Origin of the sequence: Algicola sagamiensis DSM 14643, from assembly GCF_000374485.1 — a bacterium.
GTDB classification, from domain to species: Bacteria; Pseudomonadota; Gammaproteobacteria; order Enterobacterales; family Alteromonadaceae; genus Algicola; species Algicola sagamiensis.
In genome coordinates this window covers 1-20,235 of record NZ_KB894501.1, presented here as the reverse complement: position 1 = coordinate 20,235, position 20,235 = coordinate 1, and the positions used below count along the sequence as shown (strand labels likewise).

General features: G+C 42.8%; 21 protein-coding genes, 1 tRNA gene, 1 rRNA gene and 1 riboswitch. Of the genes, 11 read left to right on the top strand and 12 right to left on the bottom strand.

Annotated elements, in window-relative coordinates:
- Positions 1-5: 5 nt before the first annotated feature.
- The 4 genes from C505_RS0114865 to C505_RS22530 all read right to left on the bottom strand — a co-directional run bounded on the left by C505_RS0114865 (position 6) and on the right by C505_RS22530 (position 2,884).
- Positions 6-650 (bottom strand): hypothetical protein, encoded by a 645-nt coding sequence (locus C505_RS0114865; RefSeq protein ID WP_018693423.1) that lies wholly within the window; start codon positions 648-650, stop codon positions 6-8.
- Positions 651-748: 98 nt separating this feature from the next.
- On the bottom strand, positions 749-1,552 hold the full coding sequence (locus tag C505_RS0114860; RefSeq protein WP_018693422.1) for a substrate-binding periplasmic protein: 804 nt from the start codon (positions 1,550-1,552) through the stop codon (positions 749-751).
- 57 nt (positions 1,553-1,609) lie between these two features.
- Positions 1,610-2,509 (bottom strand): ketopantoate reductase family protein, encoded by a 900-nt coding sequence (locus C505_RS22535; protein WP_018693421.1) that lies wholly within the window; start codon positions 2,507-2,509, stop codon positions 1,610-1,612.
- A 6-nt stretch (positions 2,510-2,515) separates the two neighbouring features.
- Positions 2,516-2,884, bottom strand: a complete 369-nt coding sequence (locus C505_RS22530; RefSeq protein WP_018693420.1) for a VanZ family protein — start codon at positions 2,882-2,884, stop codon at positions 2,516-2,518.
- Between the two features lie 76 nt (positions 2,885-2,960).
- Here C505_RS22530 and C505_RS0114845 point away from each other — a divergent pair, with 76 nt between their 5' ends.
- The 3 genes from C505_RS0114845 (at position 2,961) to C505_RS0114830 (ending at position 6,616) form a co-directional block, all read left to right on the top strand.
- On the top strand, positions 2,961-3,443 hold the full coding sequence (locus tag C505_RS0114845) for a YajQ family cyclic di-GMP-binding protein (protein ID WP_018693419.1): 483 nt from the start codon (positions 2,961-2,963) through the stop codon (positions 3,441-3,443).
- 88 nt (positions 3,444-3,531) lie between these two features.
- Positions 3,532-3,804, top strand: a riboswitch (cobalamin riboswitch).
- A gap of 36 nt (positions 3,805-3,840) precedes the next feature.
- Positions 3,841-5,643, top strand: coding sequence for a TonB-dependent receptor domain-containing protein (locus C505_RS0114835; RefSeq protein ID WP_018693417.1), 1,803 nt, complete (start codon positions 3,841-3,843; stop codon positions 5,641-5,643).
- A 142-nt stretch (positions 5,644-5,785) separates the two neighbouring features.
- A complete protein-coding gene (locus C505_RS0114830; RefSeq protein ID WP_018693416.1) occupies positions 5,786-6,616 on the top strand; it encodes a putative porin in 831 nt (276 codons plus the stop codon).
- Between the two features lie 3 nt (positions 6,617-6,619).
- Here C505_RS0114830 and C505_RS0114825 read toward each other — a convergent pair whose 3' ends face one another.
- Together C505_RS0114825 and C505_RS0114820 are read right to left on the bottom strand one after the other, a co-directional pair.
- Positions 6,620-7,390 (bottom strand): substrate-binding periplasmic protein, encoded by a 771-nt coding sequence (locus C505_RS0114825; RefSeq protein ID WP_169337051.1) that lies wholly within the window; start codon positions 7,388-7,390, stop codon positions 6,620-6,622.
- 130 nt (positions 7,391-7,520) lie between these two features.
- Positions 7,521-8,018 carry a cupin domain-containing protein gene (locus tag C505_RS0114820; RefSeq protein ID WP_018693414.1) on the bottom strand — a complete coding sequence of 166 codons (498 nt, stop codon included), beginning with the start codon at positions 8,016-8,018 and terminating at the stop codon, positions 7,521-7,523.
- Positions 8,019-8,288: 270 nt separating this feature from the next.
- On the opposite strand from C505_RS0114820, the gene C505_RS0114815 reads away from it, so the two are divergent.
- A complete protein-coding gene (locus C505_RS0114815) occupies positions 8,289-9,020 on the top strand; it encodes a hypothetical protein (RefSeq protein ID WP_018693413.1) in 732 nt (243 codons plus the stop codon).
- A gap of 60 nt (positions 9,021-9,080) precedes the next feature.
- Here the strand turns inward: C505_RS0114815 and C505_RS24405 are convergent, their stop codons facing one another.
- Together C505_RS24405 and C505_RS0114805 are read right to left on the bottom strand one after the other, a co-directional pair.
- Positions 9,081-9,230 (bottom strand): hypothetical protein, encoded by a 150-nt coding sequence (locus tag C505_RS24405; protein WP_018693412.1) that lies wholly within the window; start codon positions 9,228-9,230, stop codon positions 9,081-9,083.
- Between the two features lie 187 nt (positions 9,231-9,417).
- Positions 9,418-9,504, bottom strand: a tRNA-Leu gene (locus C505_RS0114805).
- A gap of 196 nt (positions 9,505-9,700) precedes the next feature.
- Between C505_RS0114805 and C505_RS0114800 the strand changes: the two genes are divergently transcribed.
- Positions 9,701-10,183, top strand: coding sequence for an RDD family protein (locus C505_RS0114800; protein ID WP_018693411.1), 483 nt, complete (start codon positions 9,701-9,703; stop codon positions 10,181-10,183).
- Between the two features lie 89 nt (positions 10,184-10,272).
- Here the strand turns inward: C505_RS0114800 and lptG are convergent, their stop codons facing one another.
- Together lptG and lptF are read right to left on the bottom strand one after the other, a co-directional pair.
- Positions 10,273-11,343, bottom strand: a complete 1,071-nt coding sequence (lptG, locus tag C505_RS0114795; RefSeq protein WP_026317993.1) for an LPS export ABC transporter permease LptG — start codon at positions 11,341-11,343, stop codon at positions 10,273-10,275.
- A 5-nt stretch (positions 11,344-11,348) separates the two neighbouring features.
- Entirely contained in the window at positions 11,349-12,452 is a 1,104-nt protein-coding gene (gene lptF / locus C505_RS0114790; RefSeq protein WP_018693409.1) for an LPS export ABC transporter permease LptF, read from the bottom strand.
- Between the two features lie 248 nt (positions 12,453-12,700).
- Between lptF and pepA the strand changes: the two genes are divergently transcribed.
- The 5 genes from pepA (at position 12,701) to C505_RS0114765 (ending at position 19,234) form a co-directional block, all read left to right on the top strand.
- Positions 12,701-14,206 (top strand): leucyl aminopeptidase, encoded by a 1,506-nt coding sequence (gene pepA / locus C505_RS0114785; protein WP_018693408.1) that lies wholly within the window; start codon positions 12,701-12,703, stop codon positions 14,204-14,206.
- Complete coding sequence (locus tag C505_RS0114780; protein ID WP_018693407.1) at positions 14,203-14,643, top strand: DNA polymerase III subunit chi; 441 nt, start codon at positions 14,203-14,205, stop codon at positions 14,641-14,643. The genes pepA and C505_RS0114780 overlap by 4 nt, the downstream gene beginning before the upstream one ends.
- A 24-nt stretch (positions 14,644-14,667) precedes the next feature.
- On the top strand, positions 14,668-17,511 hold the full coding sequence (locus C505_RS0114775; protein WP_018693406.1) for a valine--tRNA ligase: 2,844 nt from the start codon (positions 14,668-14,670) through the stop codon (positions 17,509-17,511).
- A gap of 167 nt (positions 17,512-17,678) precedes the next feature.
- Positions 17,679-18,407, top strand: a complete 729-nt coding sequence (locus C505_RS0114770) for a substrate-binding periplasmic protein (RefSeq protein WP_169337050.1) — start codon at positions 17,679-17,681, stop codon at positions 18,405-18,407.
- Between the two features lie 23 nt (positions 18,408-18,430).
- Positions 18,431-19,234, top strand: coding sequence for a substrate-binding periplasmic protein (locus tag C505_RS0114765; RefSeq protein WP_018693404.1), 804 nt, complete (start codon positions 18,431-18,433; stop codon positions 19,232-19,234).
- A gap of 103 nt (positions 19,235-19,337) precedes the next feature.
- Here the strand turns inward: C505_RS0114765 and C505_RS24400 are convergent, their stop codons facing one another.
- Positions 19,338-19,490 carry a hypothetical protein gene (locus tag C505_RS24400; RefSeq protein WP_018693403.1) on the bottom strand — a complete coding sequence of 51 codons (153 nt, stop codon included), beginning with the start codon at positions 19,488-19,490 and terminating at the stop codon, positions 19,338-19,340.
- Between the two features lie 269 nt (positions 19,491-19,759).
- Here C505_RS24400 and C505_RS24970 point away from each other — a divergent pair, with 269 nt between their 5' ends.
- Positions 19,760-19,882 (top strand): Mor transcription activator family protein, encoded by a 123-nt coding sequence (locus C505_RS24970; RefSeq protein WP_407636617.1) that lies wholly within the window; start codon positions 19,760-19,762, stop codon positions 19,880-19,882.
- Between the two features lie 210 nt (positions 19,883-20,092).
- On the opposite strand, the gene rrf is transcribed toward C505_RS24970, so the two are convergent.
- Positions 20,093-20,208: ribosomal RNA gene (gene rrf / locus C505_RS0114755) — 5S ribosomal RNA — on the bottom strand.
- Between the last annotated feature and the right edge of the window lie 27 nt (positions 20,209-20,235).

Here is a 20,235-nt window from a genome sequence, read left to right as displayed (position 1 = left end):
CATCATTAAGAACCACTGCTATAGCTGCTTGAACGTGTGCTGGATTTTCGGTTAAACACACCTTTTTTCACACTCGATAATTTCGATGGATTACTTTTAATCGAGGAGATCTTCTTTGACTTCATTTTGCTGAGATAGCCAGAACGCGCAAAGTTTTTCCGCTTTTGTGCATCTTTCATTGTTGTAGAGTAATGACTGGATGCACCAGAGCGAAATGCTTGCGGGCTCTTATTTGAAAACGCTTTCGCCAAGGCTGCTGCGGTTAATCCACCAGCGAGTGCATACAACATGACTTCTGCACCAGATAATCCTTGGCTTTCGGCAACTGGTGTTGACTCACTTCCTTCGGTCTGGGTTCCCTCGGGTTCTTTTTCCCGAATGACATTCAGAACCTTTTCCCCATTATCATCAAAGCTGTAATAAGCGTCGACGATACTTGGGTCTTTCGCTTGCATTTCCTGTAAGAAAGCTTTGAGCTCCTGCTTTTCTTTCGTCATTTGTTGCAGAAGCTCTTGATTTGCTTCTTGCTCAATCGCTTGGCTGAGATCTTTTTGAGAAACTTCGACTGCTGGCTCGCGCTGTTCACACCCGGTCGTGGAGAGGAGCACGGCAACCGACGCAGCAAGTGTTGAAGGTTTGCTGTACTTCACGGTTATTTTCCTTATAAAAATACATGACCTTTTTCAGGTCTAAAAAAATTTTCGCCAATATATCAATCTTCTGGTGAACCCCCAAGCCCGAAAAGCTTTTATTCAAAAAATTCATTCACAATTTCTTCAATGCGACCTTCTCTTTTCATGGATCGGATCGCTTGATTGAACTTCAGAATAAAGTCGCTTTTGAATGGGTATTTGGGGTTTTCACCTGCACGAAACCCTAGATAGGCCCACTTTTGAGAAATCACAATCCCAATCTTCAATGCACTCAATCGATCTTCAGGATAGCCTTCTCTTTTTAGATGGCCGACAACCCAACGAATGGACATAAATGAATTGACGTAGCAGTCCGTTCGATTGAGCAGCAGCATTTTCATACCAATATTGGTATCTTTGGATTCCACTAATTTGATCTTCGATTGCTTTACCGCTTCAAAAAAGCGAGGCCCTGGCGTCAAATAACCTAAATTTGTACCAATTGTTAAACCAATGAAGTCATCAGGCCAGATCGCCCGAGGACGTTGCAGCACCTTAGGCTGGCATATTGCAACTACTTTTTCTTGGAAAATAGGCTCAGAATACGGCTCAATGTAAGGGCGTTTTTTCGGCCAGAAATAAGGTGGAAAGATTGCAAACCCATGTCCTAGTTCAATTTCCTTTAACCCTCGCTTCCAAGGGAGCATTTCAATTTTGACCTGATAATCAGTCATCCGTTGGAAAGCTTCTCGGAGAATATGCACATAAATTCCCTTTGCAACATTATCCTCCAAATATGAATAAGGGACATAACCATCATCACCAAATATCGTGACTTTCTGTTTGCCCCAAAGTGGCTGAGTTACCAATAACCAGCCCAACAGGCATATCAGAATGGCTTGAAAAGCAGTTCGCCCCATCAGTTTCGTTTCTTTGTGGTTTTTATCCAGTATAGATGGAAAAGTGAAAAGGCTTTTTCAGGGCTGGCAGAATTGCGCTAAGAATTCTTGATAAACCTGAGTGTGCGTAGGTATCAAGATATCTTTTAATTTAGCAATTTCTAGCAGATATCCAGTAATAAACTCTATCTCTGTTTGTCGTTTGAAGTAAACATCCTGATGCATAGAAGAATAATTCTCAGCCGTTTGTTCAATGGTCCTGCTCACAACCATGAGAACGGCCTCAATAGTTAAATTAATCCCGGCGGAATTGGCAACAGCACAAAACTCTTCACATAAGTGTTCGATTTGCATTTGCCACTTTTGTGCAGATAATGCCCCATTACGACAATGATGAATCGCTGTCAGGGGGTTGATCACACTATTGACGGCAAGTTTGAGCCAAAGCCGTTGTTCAATATCATCAACAAGTTCAATACATCCAGCCTGCACTAGATCTTGAATATCATGAGAAGAACGTTGTTGGTTACCATGACATAAACCAAGTACACTGGAGCCAACGCCAGTATGCTGTGTCTCTTGTTGAGAAAGGCGAAGTGCGCCATGCGTAGTACTTAAAAACCATAGACGTTGATTCGGCTTCAGTTGAGTCACTATCGGCTCAATCGTCCCCAAGCCATTATGACAAAGGATAATGTCTGCATAGTCAGATAAAGAAGGTTTTAACTGCTCAAAAATAGCCTGAACATGAAATGCCTTGGCACACAACAAGAGCGACTGGATCCCTTCAGGTGCTTGGCAAAGCGGAAGAACATTCGTCTGATAGGTCCATGCTTGACCTTGATTCGTATGGAAGCGAAAAGTCTTCCGTTCTTCTTTATTCTGTCGATGATAAAGTAGATGAACCGGAACATCGTGTTGTTTGAGTCGATGATGCCACAACTGGGTGACTGCACCTTGCCCTGTTAGAAACCACATCTGGATTTAAGATTCTTCTGAGGAAGTATTTCGAAATCGACGAAACTGCGTAACAATTGCTGCAAGGATAAGAAACAGACCGATCCCTGCAAGATCTGCAACAAAATCCAGCAAACTCGCCGAACGATAAGGAAATAGTCCTTGAATTACTTCAATGACCGCCCCATAAACAGCAAGTGAAGTGATCAATATCCATTTGGGTTTTGAAATCGCTCGGAATACAAGCCATGTTAATCCAAAGAAAATGACACAATGCACCACTTTATCAGTATGTGCAGGTGTTTTTGGTATTGGGCCGCCGATCTTGATGAGAAAAAGGATCGTCACAAGCGTCATGACAATCAGCAGTCCGTAGCGGTAAAATTTCTGAGTCACTCAATTTACCCATAAATAACGAGATAGCCGCTAAAGATTAACGTTCCCAAACGGCTACGTCAACTAAGGAAAAATTATGCCATCTTTTGACATTGTTTCTGAACTCGACGCGCATGAAATTAAGAATGCTGTAGAAAATGCAAACCGTGAGCTTTCAACACGTTACGACTTTCGTGGTGTGGATGCTACTTTTGAGTTAACCGATGATTTAATTAAGCTAAAAGCTGAAGCTGAGATCCAACTGCAACAGATGATTGATATTCTGAGTAACAAAGCGATTAAACGCGATTTGGATCCAAGAAGCTTTGATATCAAGGATATGGTTCACTCTGGAAAAACCTATCTGCAAGACGTCGGAATGAAGCAAGGTATCGACACTCCGACCGCGAAAAAAATCGTCAAAATGATCAAAGACAGTAAGATTAAAGTGCAAGCCTCTATCCAAGGCGATCAAGTTCGTATCACTGGGAAAAAACGTGATGATCTCCAATCTGTCATGCAATTGGTTCGCGAATGCGATATTGACCAACCATTCCAGTTTACGAACTTCAGAGACTAAAATCTATTACGATTTCACACATCACAGCAGAGGCTGTCAAAGGAGAGCGATAGCCCCCTAATTGACAGTTCGCTCAAAACCTTCCACACTGCGCATCAGCGTTTCGGGTGTTCTTGATGCAAGAATGAAACGGGAAGCTGGTGCTCTTATCAATGATGAAAATCAACAACACAATCGACAAGAAAGTCCAGCGCTGCCCCCGCAACGGTGATGCGTGATAACAAGTTCGCATAGGGAGTTCTCTATTGTATTTCCACTGTTTATTGTTCATTCTCATGGATAAGAAATGGGAAGGATGACCTTGGTGATCTCCAACATCAATACGCTCAGTCCGGAGACCGGCCCGAAACAGGGAAAATAGTAGACGCGGTGGGCGTCTTAATCTTAAAGGTTCAACATGTTGAAAACAAAAATTGCAGTTGCGGTGATCATAGCCTGCTGTAGTACTCAATTTGCATATGCAGAAGCGCAAGAAACTATCGAAAGAATTACGGTTACAGGAACACCGTATCAGGGCCTGCCTGCACACAAGCATATCAGTGTCGAAGTCATTGAACGGGAAAAAATAGAGCGAATTGCGCCTGTTGATTTGCCGAGTTTATTGGAGCAGGTTGCTGGGTTCTCAAGCAGTCGACAGGGTGGACGCGGTCAACTCACCAGCGTTTTTGCCCGTGGCACCAATTCAAATCATACCATCGTCCTTATTGATGGTGTTCGCGTCGGTTCAGCCAGTTTAGGCCAAACAAACCTCTCTTTAATTCGCCCCTCCCAAATTGAGCGCATTGAAGTCTATAAAGGGGCGCATGCGGCACAATATGGTGCTGATGCAATTGGCTCGGTCATTAAGATTTTTACGCGTTTCCCAGAGGAAACACAACTCACCATCAAGCGTGGCAGCAACAATTATCAGAACTATGATATTGCAGCAGGAAAAACCATTGAAGCAACACAACTTGCTTTTCAGGCTGGAATGGAGAAGACAGATGGATTTTCTGTATTCGTTGATGGCGATCCAGATAAAGATGGAATGGAGTCAAAACACTTAGCTTTCCAGCTTACTCATGATGTGACCTCTCATAATAAAGTCAGTTACCATCAATTTTTTGATGAAGGCAGTTACGAATATGATTCTCCATTTCAAGGTGGGGCTGATGTTGCTTTTTATCGTCGAGGACAAAGCCAATTTAAGTGGGAGCAGTCACAAAACAATTTTTCTCAATATTTATCAATGGCCCAAAACAGAGATAAGGAAAAATATATTGGCCCCAATACTGATGATCTCTCTTTAGAAACAAAGCATCAAGAAGCGACCTATCAATTTACCTATCATCCAGTTTCATTCTGGCAAGCCTATGCAGGTCTTCAGTGGCTTAAAGATAATGTGAGTCGAAGCTCTACTTCATTTCTGAGAAATAAACGTGATAATAAGGCCGTCTTTGCGGGTGGACGTTATGAAACAATAAAAAAGACAACAATAGATGCAGCAATTCGCTATGACCACATGGATAGCACAGGTAAACAAACCACTTACGGCCTTAATATTTCTCAAGCGCTCCCTAACCAACGTCATATTCGTCTTGGCTATCAAACCGCTTTTAAGCAGCCCTCATTTAATGACTTGTACTCCCCTACGACAGGAAATCCGTCACTCAAATCAGAAGAAAGCCAACAGATTGAAGGCAGTTTTCGTTTTGAGCACCAAGTATTAACCACGGATATCACAGTTTTCAGACAAGAGATCGACAATTTAATCTCTTGGACTCAGGATGAAAATAGTAGTGTATGGACACCTCAAAATATCTACAAAGCACAAATTGACGGATTGGAGTGGCGCTTAAAAGGAAAGTGGGACTTATGGCATAATGAATTTAACTACACTTGGCTCGATACCGAAAATAAAACAACCAATAAACCCTTAGCAAACCGGGCGAGAAGAACCCTGAACTGGATCACCTATCGAGATTGGCAACAGCACCAGTTATCTATTACGTTCCATTATTCAGACAAACGCCCAACGGGAAATAACGACACCATGCTGCCTTCTTATCAAACCTGGTCTACCAGCTATGCGTTTTATGCATCAGAGCAGCTGACGTTGAAACTCACAGCGAATAACCTATTCGATAAAGAATACCAATCCAATAAAGGTTACCGGTCCCTTGGCCGAGAAGTGATTGTTTCTTTAAAATATACTTTTTAGATGATATTTCGAACAAACTGCCTGCATATCCACCAAAGTGCAGGCTTTTGTCTATTTTTCCTTTTTTACCTCAGCGTTTTTCATTAAAATTTCCTTTTGGGTTTCTTATCCCAGTTTAAGTTGTATAAATGGAAAACTTGTAATGAAAAAAACACTAGCGATTCTTATCCCAACCATCCTTTCTTTTGGCGCACAAGCAGCACAACACGTAGAAATCAACGGACACATCAGCAAAGCTGAGCACGATAAGTCTATTGATAACACGGATTCAGTAAAGCTTGATGCAACTTACTTCTTTAAAGGCCTTGATACATCAAAAGGACCTCGTAAAGAAGCTGCGTTTCTGTCTCGTTCTTCCAGTGTTGAAATCCTGGCGAACATCAGCAGACAAGATGCTGTTCAAGAAGAACTCAACCGTGATACCTACGCAACTGAGTTCACATATCATTTTGATGCGCCTTTCTACTTGGCAGCAGGATATGCAAATCACAATTATGAGAAAAAAGTAGCTGGACAATCAGCAGAAACTGATGTGGAACATTTCTCATTCACAGCAGGTCACTATATCAATGATAACTGGGCTGCCTACATCACTTTAGTTGAAGCAAACTACGAAAAACAAGAGCACGACACAAGCTGGATCTTTGGTCTAAAAGCTGTACTTCCTGTATCAGATAGTCAGTGGATCGCGTTCAATACTGAATATGCGAACCTAAACACAGGTGGCTCAATTGATGATACCCATTCTTTTGATGTCAACGCTGAATACTTCCTAAACCGTGACTTTTCCGTCGCTTTAGGTGTTGAGTTTGCTGGCGAAGATGAGTTCTCAACTGATTCTGAGGAATATCAGTTAGCATCAACATACTACTTCAACTCCCAGTTTGCATTAACAGCAGACTTCTCAACAGGTCACATTGAAGACGGCGACAATGAAAATACGTTTGGTCTAGGCGCTCAAGTCCGCTTCTAAGCCCTACTTTATTGTCAATGCATCAGCGGCTGATTCTTCAGCCGTTGATTTTTCTCTCAGTTCAATATTGTGTAATAACTTTTCAATCAGTCCTTCCGACTTCATCTCTACGAGTGCTTGGTCAAACCGCCGCATTCGTTCTTGGTTCTCCTTCACAACCAGAGATAAGAGTAAGTGTGATGTTGCACGATACAATGGCTTTGGGTGATAAGCTAAATTCTGCCATTCTCGGAGTTTGCCTGTAGCACTCAAAAAAGCTTTCGCTGACTCAATTGAAATGGGAATAAGTTGTACCCGACCAAGCAATAACTTCTTCATATTTTGGCTCTCATGGGGAACACGATGTAAAGATAAAGTACCGTTCTCTTCAGCTTTTTGAAAAGCATCACCATAGTAATATCCGATCAGGCCACCGATTTGATAACCACGCAGATCATCAATGGTTTTCCAATCGAACTTTAGCGATTTTTTATGGAAGAAATAGGTGCGATATTCAAATACAGCCTTACTAATGAGAAATTTATCAATTGTCTCGGAGTCACGCTCCCATAACCCTGTCCCATCAATGGTCCCTTTTCTGGTTTCCACGTAGGCACGCTGCCAAGGAAAAAACACATAGCGAACTTGGATACCAGCCCGCTCGAAAATCATCGTCATAATTCGGGTTGCAGCACCGTAATGTGGCAAATCGGAAGAATGATACGGAGGATACTCACCTAGCCCTAGGGTCACACGGTCAAGTCTATTTTTCGCATGCACAGCCCCTATATTCATCGCCAAAGCCATCAATATGAAGTAATAGAAAGACTTGATATTTACTAAAACACGCAAGACAAATAGAACCGTATCGTTTCAACTTATCTAAGTTAAGGAGATAGAGGGTTCCTTGTCGAGCTAGAACCCCTTATTGATAAGTGAACTGACGGATCCAGGATTCGTGCTGTGGAAATTCTTTCAGTAACTGAGTTTGATTCGCAATTTCTGCATCAATAAACTCGAATCCCGGCGTAACAATTTCACTGAGCAAACCATAATCTCCACCTGCCTGTAGTTCTGTCGACTTCCAACATCCACCAGGCACAAAAAGCTGCAACTGATGGCCTTTATCTAAATCAGGACCCAAAATGTACTCTTCAACTGAGCCGTCTTGATGAATCAGCCGATAAGTGAGTGGTGATCCGGAATGGAAAAAGTGGATGATTGGCGAAGTATTCTGATGAAAATAGCCAATTGGATTGTCCTGCGTGAGCATGTAATAAATACAGGTTGCAAGGCTTCGCATACCACTGAGCCCTTCTCGCTGTGTCTGTATCTTATCCTCTGCCCGGAAAGTTTCCGAGTAATAACCACCTTCATCATGGCGTACTAATGATAAATGCTGAATTAGTTGTTCTTTATTCATTCTATCCTCGAATATGTTGAAAAAACGAAGAAAGATAGCGAGTTTTACATAGAGATAAATCAGAAAAAAAGTTGAATTTTCATTGCGTTTGCGCCAGCGCAATATAAAGAAAAATGATGAGAATTTTCCAGTCTAAATACTGAAATTAACTGCAATAAATAAGCATTTGTACCTATTACATTTACATAAAGCTGCGTTTACTATGCTCCCGATCTTAATGAGATTAACGCATTGAAATCATTCAATAACAAATATAAAGAGGTATTTTTCATGAATTTGATCAAAAACACTGCATTCGCTTTATCCTCACTGTTTATTGCAACAAGCACATTCGCTGCTGACAGCGTTCTCATGGAAGATTCGATTAACCAGCGCCTACAACCAGATGCAAGTACACACTTCAGCCATACAATGACTTTAGACTCTGCAAAATTAGTTACATCAGTTGGCGTCGTAACAGACTGGTGGCAGAAGCGACCTACAGAAATCCGTGTTTATGAAAATAACAACGGCGAAAAAGGGAGACTACTTGGTTCGAAGCAATACCTAAATTACTTAAAGAATGTATGTGGCGATGACTTTAAATCGGTTTGTAAATATCCAGAAAACCCAACGGCTCGCCTCACTGCACCAGTCAATGCGACTGTTGATTCTATCATCGTCGAAGTCGATGGATTGCTCAGCGCTGCAAATGGCTATACGATCATTGATTCATTACAACTACTGACAAATGACCGAGTTGTTCCATCTGATTCGATCAATGCGATCCAATCTGTACTCGATAATGAAGAAGTACAACAGATCGTTGGCAGCGATGGGTATGTAATTGATATTTCAAGTGCAATTTCATTCAACGATGGCCTGCACTACATCTACACGCTCAAGTATCAAATCATTGACTCTCCAGCGAAAAACTGTGTGACAGTAAAAGTGAACTACAACGACTTTGCAGGTGTTGACCAGAAAGTCTCTGAAGTTATTGCAACTTATAGCTGCAACTAATGTAATTATTCAGTGCGAAAAAGGGACTTTTCGCAAAAACAAAAAATCAGGGTTCTACGACTAGATCTGTTTCAAAGCACCAGCCATCCTCTGTCGCTTTTTGGCATTCTGCGCGTTTGAAAACACGGCTTGGATAAAAGTACAAAATTCGTCAACAGTCTGAAGCGTTTTGCGCTCAACCACCACAACACCGATTTCTATAATCTCCATTTCATCTCTAAGCAAGTTGCCTTTATCACAGCATGTTGCCTTTATCGATAATGAAATAGTCGTCGGGTTGTAAATCCATTTCTTCGATGCTCCTTTTGAAGATTTAGATAGTGAGGATAGAAGAACAAGGAGGGTGCAGATACAAAAAAACCGACAATTGTCGGTTTGATAATCTCCTTAGGAGAGATGGTACCAGCGGGCGGACTCGAACCGCCACGCCCGTTAAGGCGGGGGATTTTGAATCCCCTATGTCTACCAATTTCATCACGCTGGCACTATTTTTTATTTTTTGTGAATTGCTTCACAAGACTCTAACTGGAGTACGCGATGAATTATACGGAGACAGGCCTTAGGAGCAAGCATTTTTTTCATTTTTCCGTTTAACCGATGAATGTTTGGCCATATTTCTCATTTTAAGTGAGTTTTGTTAAGATCCCCGCCCTGTCCAACTCTGAGAAAAACTGCAATTGATGACCATCCCATACCCACGAGCGGGCTTTCGCCGCCGATTTGCTGCATTGATCTATGACTCACTCGTGGCAATTTCCGTCTTTGCGGTCACCCATTTTATTGTCTTTGCAATCGTGGCCGTTGCATATGTGATTAACCCTACGATTATTGGAGAATATGCTGATGTTGGTGCTTACCTGACACAAGCACGTTGGCATAAAGCAGTACTGTTTCTTGCTGTTTGTTATTTCTTTATTTGGTTTTGGACGCATGGTGGTCAAACCATCGGTATGCGCGCCTGGCGTTTAAGAGTACAAAATGAAGATGGAACATTGATCAGTGCGGCACAAGGAATCACACGTTTGGTCTTTGCTTTCGGTGGATTAGGGAATGTGATCCTCATTGTCAATCGCAAGCAGAAGAAGTCTGTGCAAGACTACTTGTCCCACAGTGAAATGATTGTACTGAAAAAAGAAGACTCAGCCTATAAAGATATCCGTTAGCGAGAAGTTTGGTTATTCCAAATCAGCGACTCAGGGACGCACAACGAAGAGTGATTTTTTTAGCCGAAATAAAATGGGGGCAAATGCCCCTAAGTTCGTCGATTCAACAAGTACAGCGCCATCATCGCAAATCCCATACTTGGAATAATAGCCCCAACCATCGGTGGGAGTTGATAAACCACACTTACAGGTCCAAAGATCTGATCGGCAATATAAAATAAGAACCCCGTCACAATCCCCATCAACACACGTGCAGCCATCGTCATACTGCGTAATGGCCCAAAAATGAATGACAATGCCACCAGCAACATGACACCAATCGAAATAGGCTGGAATATTTTTCGCCACATTGCCAATTCAAAGCGGGCGGCGTTCTGGTTATTCTTCTCAAGATAATCCACATATTCCATTAATCCGGTGAGAGAAAGCTCTTCAGGCTTGGTACTCACAACCCCAAGTGTGTCCGGTGTGATATCTGACTTCCATAGATATTCCGCTTCAAACTGCTTTTCAACGAAATTCTTTTCGAACTTTAAATGCGTGACATCAAACATACGCCAGTAATTTTGCACGAATCGCGCTCGTGTAGCCGTTGTGACTTGTTCCAGTTCATCAAATGTATCACCGAATTGATAGATTCGAACATCATTCAATGTGCCCTTCTCTTCCACTTCTCCAATACTGATAAACGCTTTTTTATCTTTCGTCCACACCCCTTGCTGGGACGATATAACACTTCCCCCGGAAATCGCTTTTGCGCGTAATTCCTTGGCAGCACTTTCTGCGACAGGCGCTAACCATTCACCGACAGCAAAAACGATCAGCATCAAGATGATTGCGGTTTTCATCATCGAAAAGAAAATATTTAATTTTGAAAACCCAGATGCCTGTAGAACAACCAGCTCACTATGACTCGCCATCATGCCTAGCGCCAGCAGACCACCAATCAATGCTGCCATTGGGAAGAATATTTCCAGATCACGTGGAATGGAAAATAAAGTATACAGTGCAGCATGCACCATATCATAGTTGCCTTTACCAACTGATTTTAACTGCTCAATAAACCGAAAAAGAGAGCTAATCGAAGAGAGAATACCCAGCGTGAGTATTGTCATTCCTAAAATATTGCGTCCGATGTAACCATCAATTAATTTCCACATGAGCATTACCTTTTCACAAACATCGAACGGATCTTTAACCCTAAAGGTCGGTCTTTGAATATCAATAAACTACCAATGATGACAATCACTGCATGCGTCCACCACAATCCAATTTCTTCGGGTATTTTCCCATCCTCCAGCGCAGATTTTGCAGAGATAAGTGCAACGAAGTAACCAATATAGAGAATTAATGCAGGCATGAGTTTAGCAAAACGACCTTGCCTCGGGCTGACTGAACTGAGTGGTATAGCAATTAAAGTCAATAGAGGGATCGATAATGGTAAAGCAATTCGCCATTGTAGCTCTGCTCTAGAGGCTAAATCTTGTGCCTGTATGAGCGCTTCGGTGGATTTGGCTCGTAGTTTTCTACGGCGACGCTCAACTTCTTGCTCCTGGATCAGGACTTCGTAACGTCCAAAGTCGATGACTTCGAAATCCTGCTTCATTGTCTCGCCGCTGTATTGTTTTCCATCTTGTAAAACGAGTGTTTGCTCTCCAGATTCGCCTTCAACAACCCTCCCTTTTTTCGCATAAACAATGACTGAGTGTTTTTTTCCTTTTTCCAAATCCGGAAGCTGAGCAAGAAAAACACCATCCAGTTCTTTTCCACTATTGCCAATGTCATGGACAAATACAACCGCTTTCTCATTATCCGTTTTTTGAAACTGTCCTGGCATTAAAGTCGTGAGTCCTGCTTCTGCTTCCGCTTTTTCAAGCACTTGATACTCTTTCTCATACGCCCAAGGGGAAAGAAATAAAGTAATCGATGCACTGAACAAGGCCATAATCAATGATAAAAACAGTCCAACACGGACAACATACCACTCACTGACACCACACGCCTTCATCACTGACATCTCACTATCAGCGTATATTCGCCCTAATGCCCCAAGTGTCCCCAGGAATATACTTAAGGGAAGAATAATTGCTGCTAACTGTGGAAGCTTGAGGCCGATAATTGAGACAACAAGTTGGCCTGGGATCTCCCCTTCGGATGCATCAGCAATGACTTTTACAAAACGCTGGCTCACAAAAATAGTCATGATAATGACAAATACTGCAATCTGCGCTTTTAAAAATTCTTTGGTTAAATATCGAAAAATAATCAAAGTCGGGCCTTAAAAACTATTATTTTTACTGGAGTGCTATGAAGTTTTCAGCAAACCTGTTATTTTTTACAATTATATACAAACGCCTTGGAGCAGGAAACGTCAAATTAGTTCCTATTCATCGCGGTAATCGCGTGATGAGGTTTCGATCATTCACACTATTGTTGGAATGTCACTGCTGAAATGTCAACACGCTAAAATCGTATCCTTCTTACTTGAATTCTTTTTTTAACTCGATAGGAGACGCAATGGAATTCAGCGTTAAAAGCGGAAGCCCAGAAAAACAACGCAGCGCTTGCATCGTGGTTGGAGTCTATGAGCCACGCCGTCTATCACCTGTTGCCGAGCAACTTGACGAAATCAGCGAAGGCTATATTAGCAGCCTGCTCCGTCGTGGTGATTTAGAAGGCAAGCCTGGTCAAATGCTTTTGCTCCACCATGTTCCAAATATCCTTAGCGAACGTGTTCTGCTCGTTGGTTGTGGTAAAGAGCGTGAGCTCAACGAACGTCAATATCGACAAATTATCGATAAAACAATCAAAACTCTGAATGAAACAGGCTCCATGGAAGCCGTCTGCTTTTTAACTGAGCTTCATGTAAAAGGGCGCGACACATATTGGAAAGTCCGTCATGCGGTCGAAACCACACAAGATGGTCTTTATAATTTCGATCAGCTGAAAAGCCGTAAAGGTGAAACACGACGTCCACTGCGTAAAATTGTATTCAATGTTCCAACACGTCGTGAATTATCTGTCGGTGAAGACGCGATCCGCCACGGCTTAGCGATTTCATCTGGTATGTCTTTGTGTAAAGATGTTGCCAATATGCCACCAAATATCTGCAACCCAGCCTACCTTGCTGAAGAAGCAAAGAAGCTGGCAAACGACCATAAGAATGTATCCGTAGATATTGTTGACGAAGCCAAAATGAAAGAGCTTGGCATGAACTCCTATCTTGCCGTTGGCCGTGGCTCTGAAAATGAGTCCATCATGTCTGTCATCAACTACCAAGGCGGCAAGTCTGGTGACGCTCCTATTGTCTTTGTTGGTAAAGGTTTGACGTTTGACAGTGGCGGTATTTCAATCAAACCAGCCGATGGCATGGATGAAATGAAATACGATATGGGTGGCGCAGCGGGTGTCCTTGGATTGATGAAAAGCATCGCTGAACTCCAACTGCCGATGAATATCGTTGGTGTGCTTGCTGGATGCGAAAACATGCCAGGTAGCAGAGCTTATCGGCCAGGCGATATTCTCACAACGATGTCAGGCCAAACGGTTGAAGTATTAAATACAGATGCAGAAGGCCGACTCGTGCTTTGTGATGCGTTATCTTATGTCGAGCGCTTCAATCCAGATGTTGTGATTGATCTCGCCACATTGACTGGCGCATGTGTCATTGCTTTAGGCCGTCATGCAACAGGTCTTCTGAGTTCTCATAATCCACTCGCACATGAACTGCTCAATGCTTCTGAACAAAGTGGCGATCGTGCATGGCGCATGCCACTTTGGGAAGAATATCAAGACCAGTTGGACAGTCCATTTGCTGATTTTTCGAACTTAGGCGGCAGAGAAGCTGGAACAATTACCGCTGCATGCTTCCTTTCTCGGTTCACTAAGAAGTATAATTGGGCCCATTTGGATATTGCAGGCACAGCTTGGCGCAGTGGGAAAAACAAAGGCTCAACAGGCCGCCCAGTTCCAATGCTGACACAATATCTGTTAAATAAGACAGACTTAGCAGACGAATCTTGAAGCAAGCATTATTTTACATAGTGAACAAACAAGATGAGCCGGATTCCATGAATCCGGCTCATTTTACTTTCGCCTGCCAACAAATTGCTGCCTTGTATCGACAAGGAAAGCGCATTCAAGTCTGGACGTCGTCTCAGGAAGATGCCTGCCTGGTCGACGAAATCCTATGGACTTTCGAATCCGATAGTTTTATTCCACACAATTTGGAAAATGAAGGGCCGCGCTATGGCGCACCAGTCGAAATCGCCTGGACGCAAACAAAGAGCAAAAGAGAGATTCTTGTGAATCTTGCAGAAAACGCACCTGCTTTTGCTTCGAATTACAAACAAATTATTGACTTTGTCCCAACACAAGAAGCGTTAAAACAACTCGCCCGTGAGCGATTTAAGCACTACCGTGGTTTGGGATATACGATGCAAACTATAGACACCGAATAAAATCTTTTGAGGTTAACTGTGACAATGGAAAAGACCTTTAATCCATCTGCAATTGAGCAGGCCATGTACCAAGCCTGGGAGGAAAAAGGCTTATTTAAACCATCCGGAAAAGGGACGCCGTACTGTATTATGATCCCCCCCCCGAATGTCACAGGCAGCCTGCATATGGGACATGCATTTCAGCAAACCATCATGGATGCATTGACGCGCTACAAGCGGATGGACAACTACAATACGTTGTGGCAGGTTGGTACTGATCACGCGGGGATCGCAACACAGATGGTCGTTGAGCGACGTCTCGCTGCACAAGATATTTCCCGTCATGAACTTGGTCGCGAAGCGTTTATCGATAAAATTTGGGATTGGAAAGCAGAGTCTGGCGGCACCATCACTTCCCAAATGCGTTGCCTTGGTAACTCTGTTGATTGGGAGCGCGAGCGCTTTACGATGGATGAAGGCTTATCAAACGCAGTGCAAGAAGTTTTCGTTCGCCTTCACGAAGAAGGCCTGATTTACCGTGGTAAACGCCTAGTCAACTGGGACCCAAAACTCCAAACAGCAATTTCCGACCTTGAAGTAGAAAACAAAGATAAGCAAGGCAACCTTTGGTACTTCCGTTATCCACTTGCTGATGGCCAAACCACATCTGAAGGTAAAGATCATGTTGTCGTCGCAACAACACGTCCAGAGACGATGCTGGGTGACACTGCCGTTGCAGTCAATCCAAAAGATGAGCGCTACCAAGCCCTGATTGGTAAAGAAGTGATCCTCCCATTAGTCGATCGTCGTATCCCAATCGTTGCAGACGATTATGTCGACATGGAATTCGGAACGGGTGTTGTGAAAATCACCCCTGCACATGACTTCAATGACTACGAGCTTGGAAAACGTCACTTGTTACCAATGATCAATATCCTGTCTCCAACAGGTTTCGTTCTTGCGCAAGCTGAAGTATATAATACAGACAGCTCATTAAACCATGATATTGATGGTTCCTTGCCAGCAGCACTACAAGGTTTAGAGCGTTTTGCTGCCCGTAAAGAAATCATTCGCTTATTTGAAGAAGCAGGTCACCTCGAAAAAATCGATCCACACGCACTCAAAGTTCCGATGGGAGACCGTTCTGGTGTTGTGATTGAACCCATGCTGACAGACCAATGGTACGTTCGTGTTGCGCCGATGGCAGAAGTCGCCACAAAAGCGGTTGAAGACGGCGATATCGAATTCGTTCCGAAGCAATACGAAAACATGTATTACTCTTGGATGCGTGATATTCAGGACTGGTGTATCTCTCGTCAGCTTTGGTGGGGTCACCGCATTCCGGCATGGTATGACGAAGACGGGAATGTCTACGTTGGCCTTACTGAAGAAGAAGTTCGCCAAAAACATCATTTGGGCGACGTTCAATTATCTCAAGATGAAGATGTCTTGGATACTTGGTTCTCATCTGCACTATGGACATTCTCAACCTTAGGCTGGCCAGAAAATACAGAAGATCTAAAAACATTCCACCCAACAGATGTACTTGTAACAGGGTTCGATATCATTTTCTTCTGGGTTGCCCGGATGATCATGATGACCATGCACTTCATCAAAGATGAAAATGGTAAACCGCAAGTGCCATTCAAAACCGTCTATGTCACTGGTTTGATCCGGGATGAAGAAGGTCAAAAGATGTCGAAATCAAAAGGCAACGTCCTTGATCCACTCGATATGATCAATGGGATTTCTGCAGATGATCTTGTTGAAAAACGCACATCAAATATGATGCAACCACAACAAGCAGAGAAGATCGCCAACCGTACGCGCAAGCAGTTCGAGGATGGTATTGAAGCGAATGGTACTGACGCGCTTCGCTTTACGCTCGCTGCACTTGCATCAACAGGCCGTGATATCAACTGGGATATGAAACGCCTAGAAGGTTACCGCAATTTCTGCAACAAGCTTTGGAATGCCAGCCGTTATGTATTGATGAATACAGAGTCTCATGATTGTGGGCAAGATGGCGGCGAAATGGACTATTCCATTGCCGATCGTTGGATAAAGTCTCAACTCAACGAAACTGTTCGTGAGTTCAGACAGGCAATGGACACCTATCGCTTGGATATGGCAGCCAATGTATTGTATGAATTCACTTGGAACCAGTTCTGTGATTGGTATCTAGAACTAACCAAGCCTGCATTATCTCAAGGCACTGAAGCGCAACAGCGTGCAACTCGCCAAACTTTGGTCAACGTTCTAGAAACATTATTACGTCTGATGCACCCAATTATGCCATTTATCACTGAAGAGATCTGGCAACGTGCTGCACCGCTTGCAGGTGTTGAAGGTGAAACCATCATGACGCAATCTTTCCCAGAGGTAGATAGTGCCCATGAAGATCAAGTGGCCAGCCAAGATACCGAATGGTTGAAGCAGTTTATTCTTGGTATTCGCAATATCCGTGGTGAAATGGACATTTCCCCGAATAAGTCACTCTCTGTCCTTCTTCGCAACCCATCCCAAGATGACAAGCGCCGCTTAACGGAGAACCAAAGCTTCTTACAATCTCTGGCAAAGCTGGAAGCAATCCAAGTTCTGACGGAGCAAGAAGAAGCACCAGCATCTGCAACTGCACTTGTCGGTAAAATGGAAATATTGATCCCAATGGCGGGTCTCATCGATAAAGATGCTGAGCTTGCTCGCTTAAATAAGCAATTAGAAAAAGTCAGTAAAGATCTTGAGCGCGTCACAGGTAAACTGAGTAACGAAAATTTTGTTGGCAAAGCGCCTGAACAAGTAATTGCAAAGGAAAAAGCCAAACAATCTGAGCTAAACGACACCGTCAATAAGCTCAAAGAGCAAATCGAAACGATTGCTGCATTATAATCCTCAAGCGTAGAGACCCCTCTTCTCTGCGCTTCTCTTCTCCCCCAAATGGTCCCCGTGTGCTAGGCTGAAAGTTATCTTTCGACAATAACGAAAGCATTATGGTTATCCTTCAGCGGTCAAAGGTTAAACTCGGAAAAAAATGTTATTTTGTACTCCTGATAGTCATGAGTTGCTGGCTGTTTAGTCTTCCCGTGCATGCTGCTGGAAAAATCTATATTTCAACAGGCGAGTACCCGCCTTATACCGCAAAAGAATTCCCCGGCCAAGGTTGTGTCAATCAACTCATCAGTGATATCTACGCGACTCAAGGGCTCCAAGTAAAGTTCATTTTTATGCCTTGGAAGCGTGCATACATTGAAGCAAAAAAAGGTAATTTTCAAGCAAGTTCCTACTGGTTTGACAGCGATGAAAGACGTGCAGACTTTATGTTTCCCGATCAATATGTCACGATAGAGCGTAACTTTTTCTATTATCCTAAAAAAGTGCCTTTTGATTGGAATGAATATGCAGACATGCGCGGACGTACCATCGTCATCAATCAGGGTTATACATACTCAGATGCATTTAATGAAGCATTGGTCACTTACGGTGTCGAACAAATTGTCGTGACAAAAAATGAGCAAAATTTTCAAATGCTCATTACGAACCGTGCAAACTTAACAATTATGGGAGAAAAAACATCCCGAGTATATTTAGAGCAACTTACATCTGAAGAAAGAAACCAAATTGTCCAACATCCAAAACCACCGATCGTCTCAAAAGGGTTCTTACTGATATCTCAATCAACAAAAGTGAAAGAAAAGATCCGTTCTGCATTTAATCGTGGATATATCGAAGTCATGTCAGACAAAAAATACCGAGAAAAATACACTCAAGAATGTAGCCCACTGTAGTTCGATGGCCGTGATTATCGAATATGCGATACTCAATCAATAACCGTTCGATCACTATTCGACACATTTGCAGCTTTTTCATTAGAATTACACTGATACTCTGTTCAGGACAAGTAATATCTAGCGAAGAAAATGAAATCGCTAAAATTCAAATCACGGCCGGAGAATGGCCACCATACATCGGAAAATCATTAGACAATCAAGGCTGTGTCGCAAAATTGATCCGCGAAGTTTTCGAACGGGAGAACAAAGATGTCACTTTTCACTTTATGACCTGGGCAAAAGCCTACCAAAAAGCAAAAACAGGAGCGTATCCAATTACAGCATACTGGTTCGACAGTCCAATTCGCCGAGAAGAAATGCTTTATTCTGCTGCTCACCTTACCATGGAATCGCTCTATTTTTTCTATCCAAAATACGTTTTATTTGAATGGCAAAGTTTCGATGATATTGCAGGACGAAATTTAGTTCTCAATGAGGGATATACCTATCGAAAAGACTTTTTAGATGCGCTCCAAAAGCACAAAGTAAACCATACGTTTGTTTCTCATCATGACCAAAATCTCCAGCTTTTGATTTTGGGCTTGGCTGATCTCACTGTACTTTCTGAAAAACCCGCCGAACATATTCTCAATCAACTGAAAGCCTTCACACGCAAACGACTCCGCAAACACCCAACCCCACTTTATGCCACTAAGGGATACCTTCTTTTCCATAAAAACGCTCAAGGAGAACAACTCAAGAAAACTTTCGATAAGCGGTTTGAGCTCATCATGAAAGAACCAGGATATCAAGAAGACTATATCCGTCAGTGCACACCTTTATGATTTGCTGGGCGTTATCACAAAAACATCAACTTCATCCCAAACTGATTTAAATCTTTCATTAAGTTACCTATCATTCGTCTCATCAGGGCGTAACCTAAAAACTTTAGAACAAAAATACAAGTACATCACCATCAAAAAGCACCGCAGCCTCACGAATGAATGGATCTGGAATAATCAGCTCATAAGCCGCTTTGGCCATATCTTCGTGGGATTCATAAGTGCTGATATTATTGGCAAACTGTCTAAATTTCGCCATACGATGACGCTGGATCGTCAAGTCAACCTGTATCCGTACTCGAAAGATCAGTTCATATTTGAAGAATGGCTTACTTAAATAGTCGTTACCGCCAACATCGAATACATCAACAGATCCTGGTTCTGATTTCGTACCGTTAAAAAGATGATCGGTAATTCATATGCCGAGAACTTCACATGGATCTTGCGGCACGCTTCATACCAATCGACCTAAAATAATGATCTAAAGTGACAAATTGTATGATTGATTGAATCATTCAAAGCAACTAAATCTGGCATGACTTTCACGAAGACAATCATCTGGAACTATCCAAAAAATACAACTGCTCCGTGCAGTGGAGATGTAAAGTTGTTAGCACCAAACACCGCCTGAGACCTCTACAAGCAGCATAACTGCGAGTACTGAATGAAGCTTTCTCAGAAGTGAATAAAGCTGATACAGAGACAGATACAGATAAGTTTTGGCGGAGATTTTACGAGAGACAGGCGGAAGTGACGCAGCATAGTACGACCATGTGAGGAACTGACAACGCAGTCTCTTGGTAAAATTCATACACCACAAATAAAAAAACCCAGCCTTTCGGGCTGGGTTCTCAATTGGGAGCCTGGCGGTGTCCTACTCTCACATGGGGAAACCCCACACTACCATCGGCGCTATTGCGTTTCACTGCTGAGTTCGGAATGGATTCAGGTGGTGCCACAATGCTATTGCCACCAGGCAAATTCGTTGCTTTGTCGTTCGTTCT

Bases quoted from the DNA above. Each gene is read 5' to 3' on its own strand.
- C505_RS24405 (WP_018693412.1), bottom strand. From the start codon at position 9,230: ATGGAGATTATAGAAATCGGTGTTGTGGTGGTTGAGCGCAAAACGCTT.
- C505_RS22535 (WP_018693421.1), bottom strand. From the start codon at position 2,509: ATGTGGTTTCTAACAGGGCAAGGTGCAGTCACCCAGTTGTGGCATCAT.
- C505_RS0114765 (WP_018693404.1), top strand. From the start codon at position 18,431: ATGCGATACTCAATCAATAACCGTTCGATCACTATTCGACACATTTGC.
- lptG (WP_026317993.1), bottom strand. From the start codon at position 11,343: ATGTGGAAATTAATTGATGGTTACATCGGACGCAATATTTTAGGAATG.
- C505_RS0114845 (WP_018693419.1), top strand. From the start codon at position 2,961: ATGCCATCTTTTGACATTGTTTCTGAACTCGACGCGCATGAAATTAAG.
- C505_RS0114860 (WP_018693422.1), bottom strand. From the start codon at position 1,552: ATGGGGCGAACTGCTTTTCAAGCCATTCTGATATGCCTGTTGGGCTGG.
- C505_RS0114775 (WP_018693406.1), top strand. From the start codon at position 14,668: ATGGAAAAGACCTTTAATCCATCTGCAATTGAGCAGGCCATGTACCAA.
- C505_RS24400 (WP_018693403.1), bottom strand. From the start codon at position 19,490: ATGGCGAAATTTAGACAGTTTGCCAATAATATCAGCACTTATGAATCC.
- C505_RS0114800 (WP_018693411.1), top strand. From the start codon at position 9,701: ATGACCATCCCATACCCACGAGCGGGCTTTCGCCGCCGATTTGCTGCA.
- C505_RS0114830 (WP_018693416.1), top strand. From the start codon at position 5,786: ATGAAAAAAACACTAGCGATTCTTATCCCAACCATCCTTTCTTTTGGC.
- C505_RS0114820 (WP_018693414.1), bottom strand. From the start codon at position 8,018: ATGAATAAAGAACAACTAATTCAGCATTTATCATTAGTACGCCATGAT.
- C505_RS0114770 (WP_169337050.1), top strand. From the start codon at position 17,679: ATGAGTTGCTGGCTGTTTAGTCTTCCCGTGCATGCTGCTGGAAAAATC.
- pepA (WP_018693408.1), top strand. From the start codon at position 12,701: ATGGAATTCAGCGTTAAAAGCGGAAGCCCAGAAAAACAACGCAGCGCT.
- C505_RS0114815 (WP_018693413.1), top strand. From the start codon at position 8,289: ATGAATTTGATCAAAAACACTGCATTCGCTTTATCCTCACTGTTTATT.
- C505_RS0114835 (WP_018693417.1), top strand. From the start codon at position 3,841: ATGTTGAAAACAAAAATTGCAGTTGCGGTGATCATAGCCTGCTGTAGT.
- C505_RS0114825 (WP_169337051.1), bottom strand. From the start codon at position 7,390: ATGAATATAGGGGCTGTGCATGCGAAAAATAGACTTGACCGTGTGACC.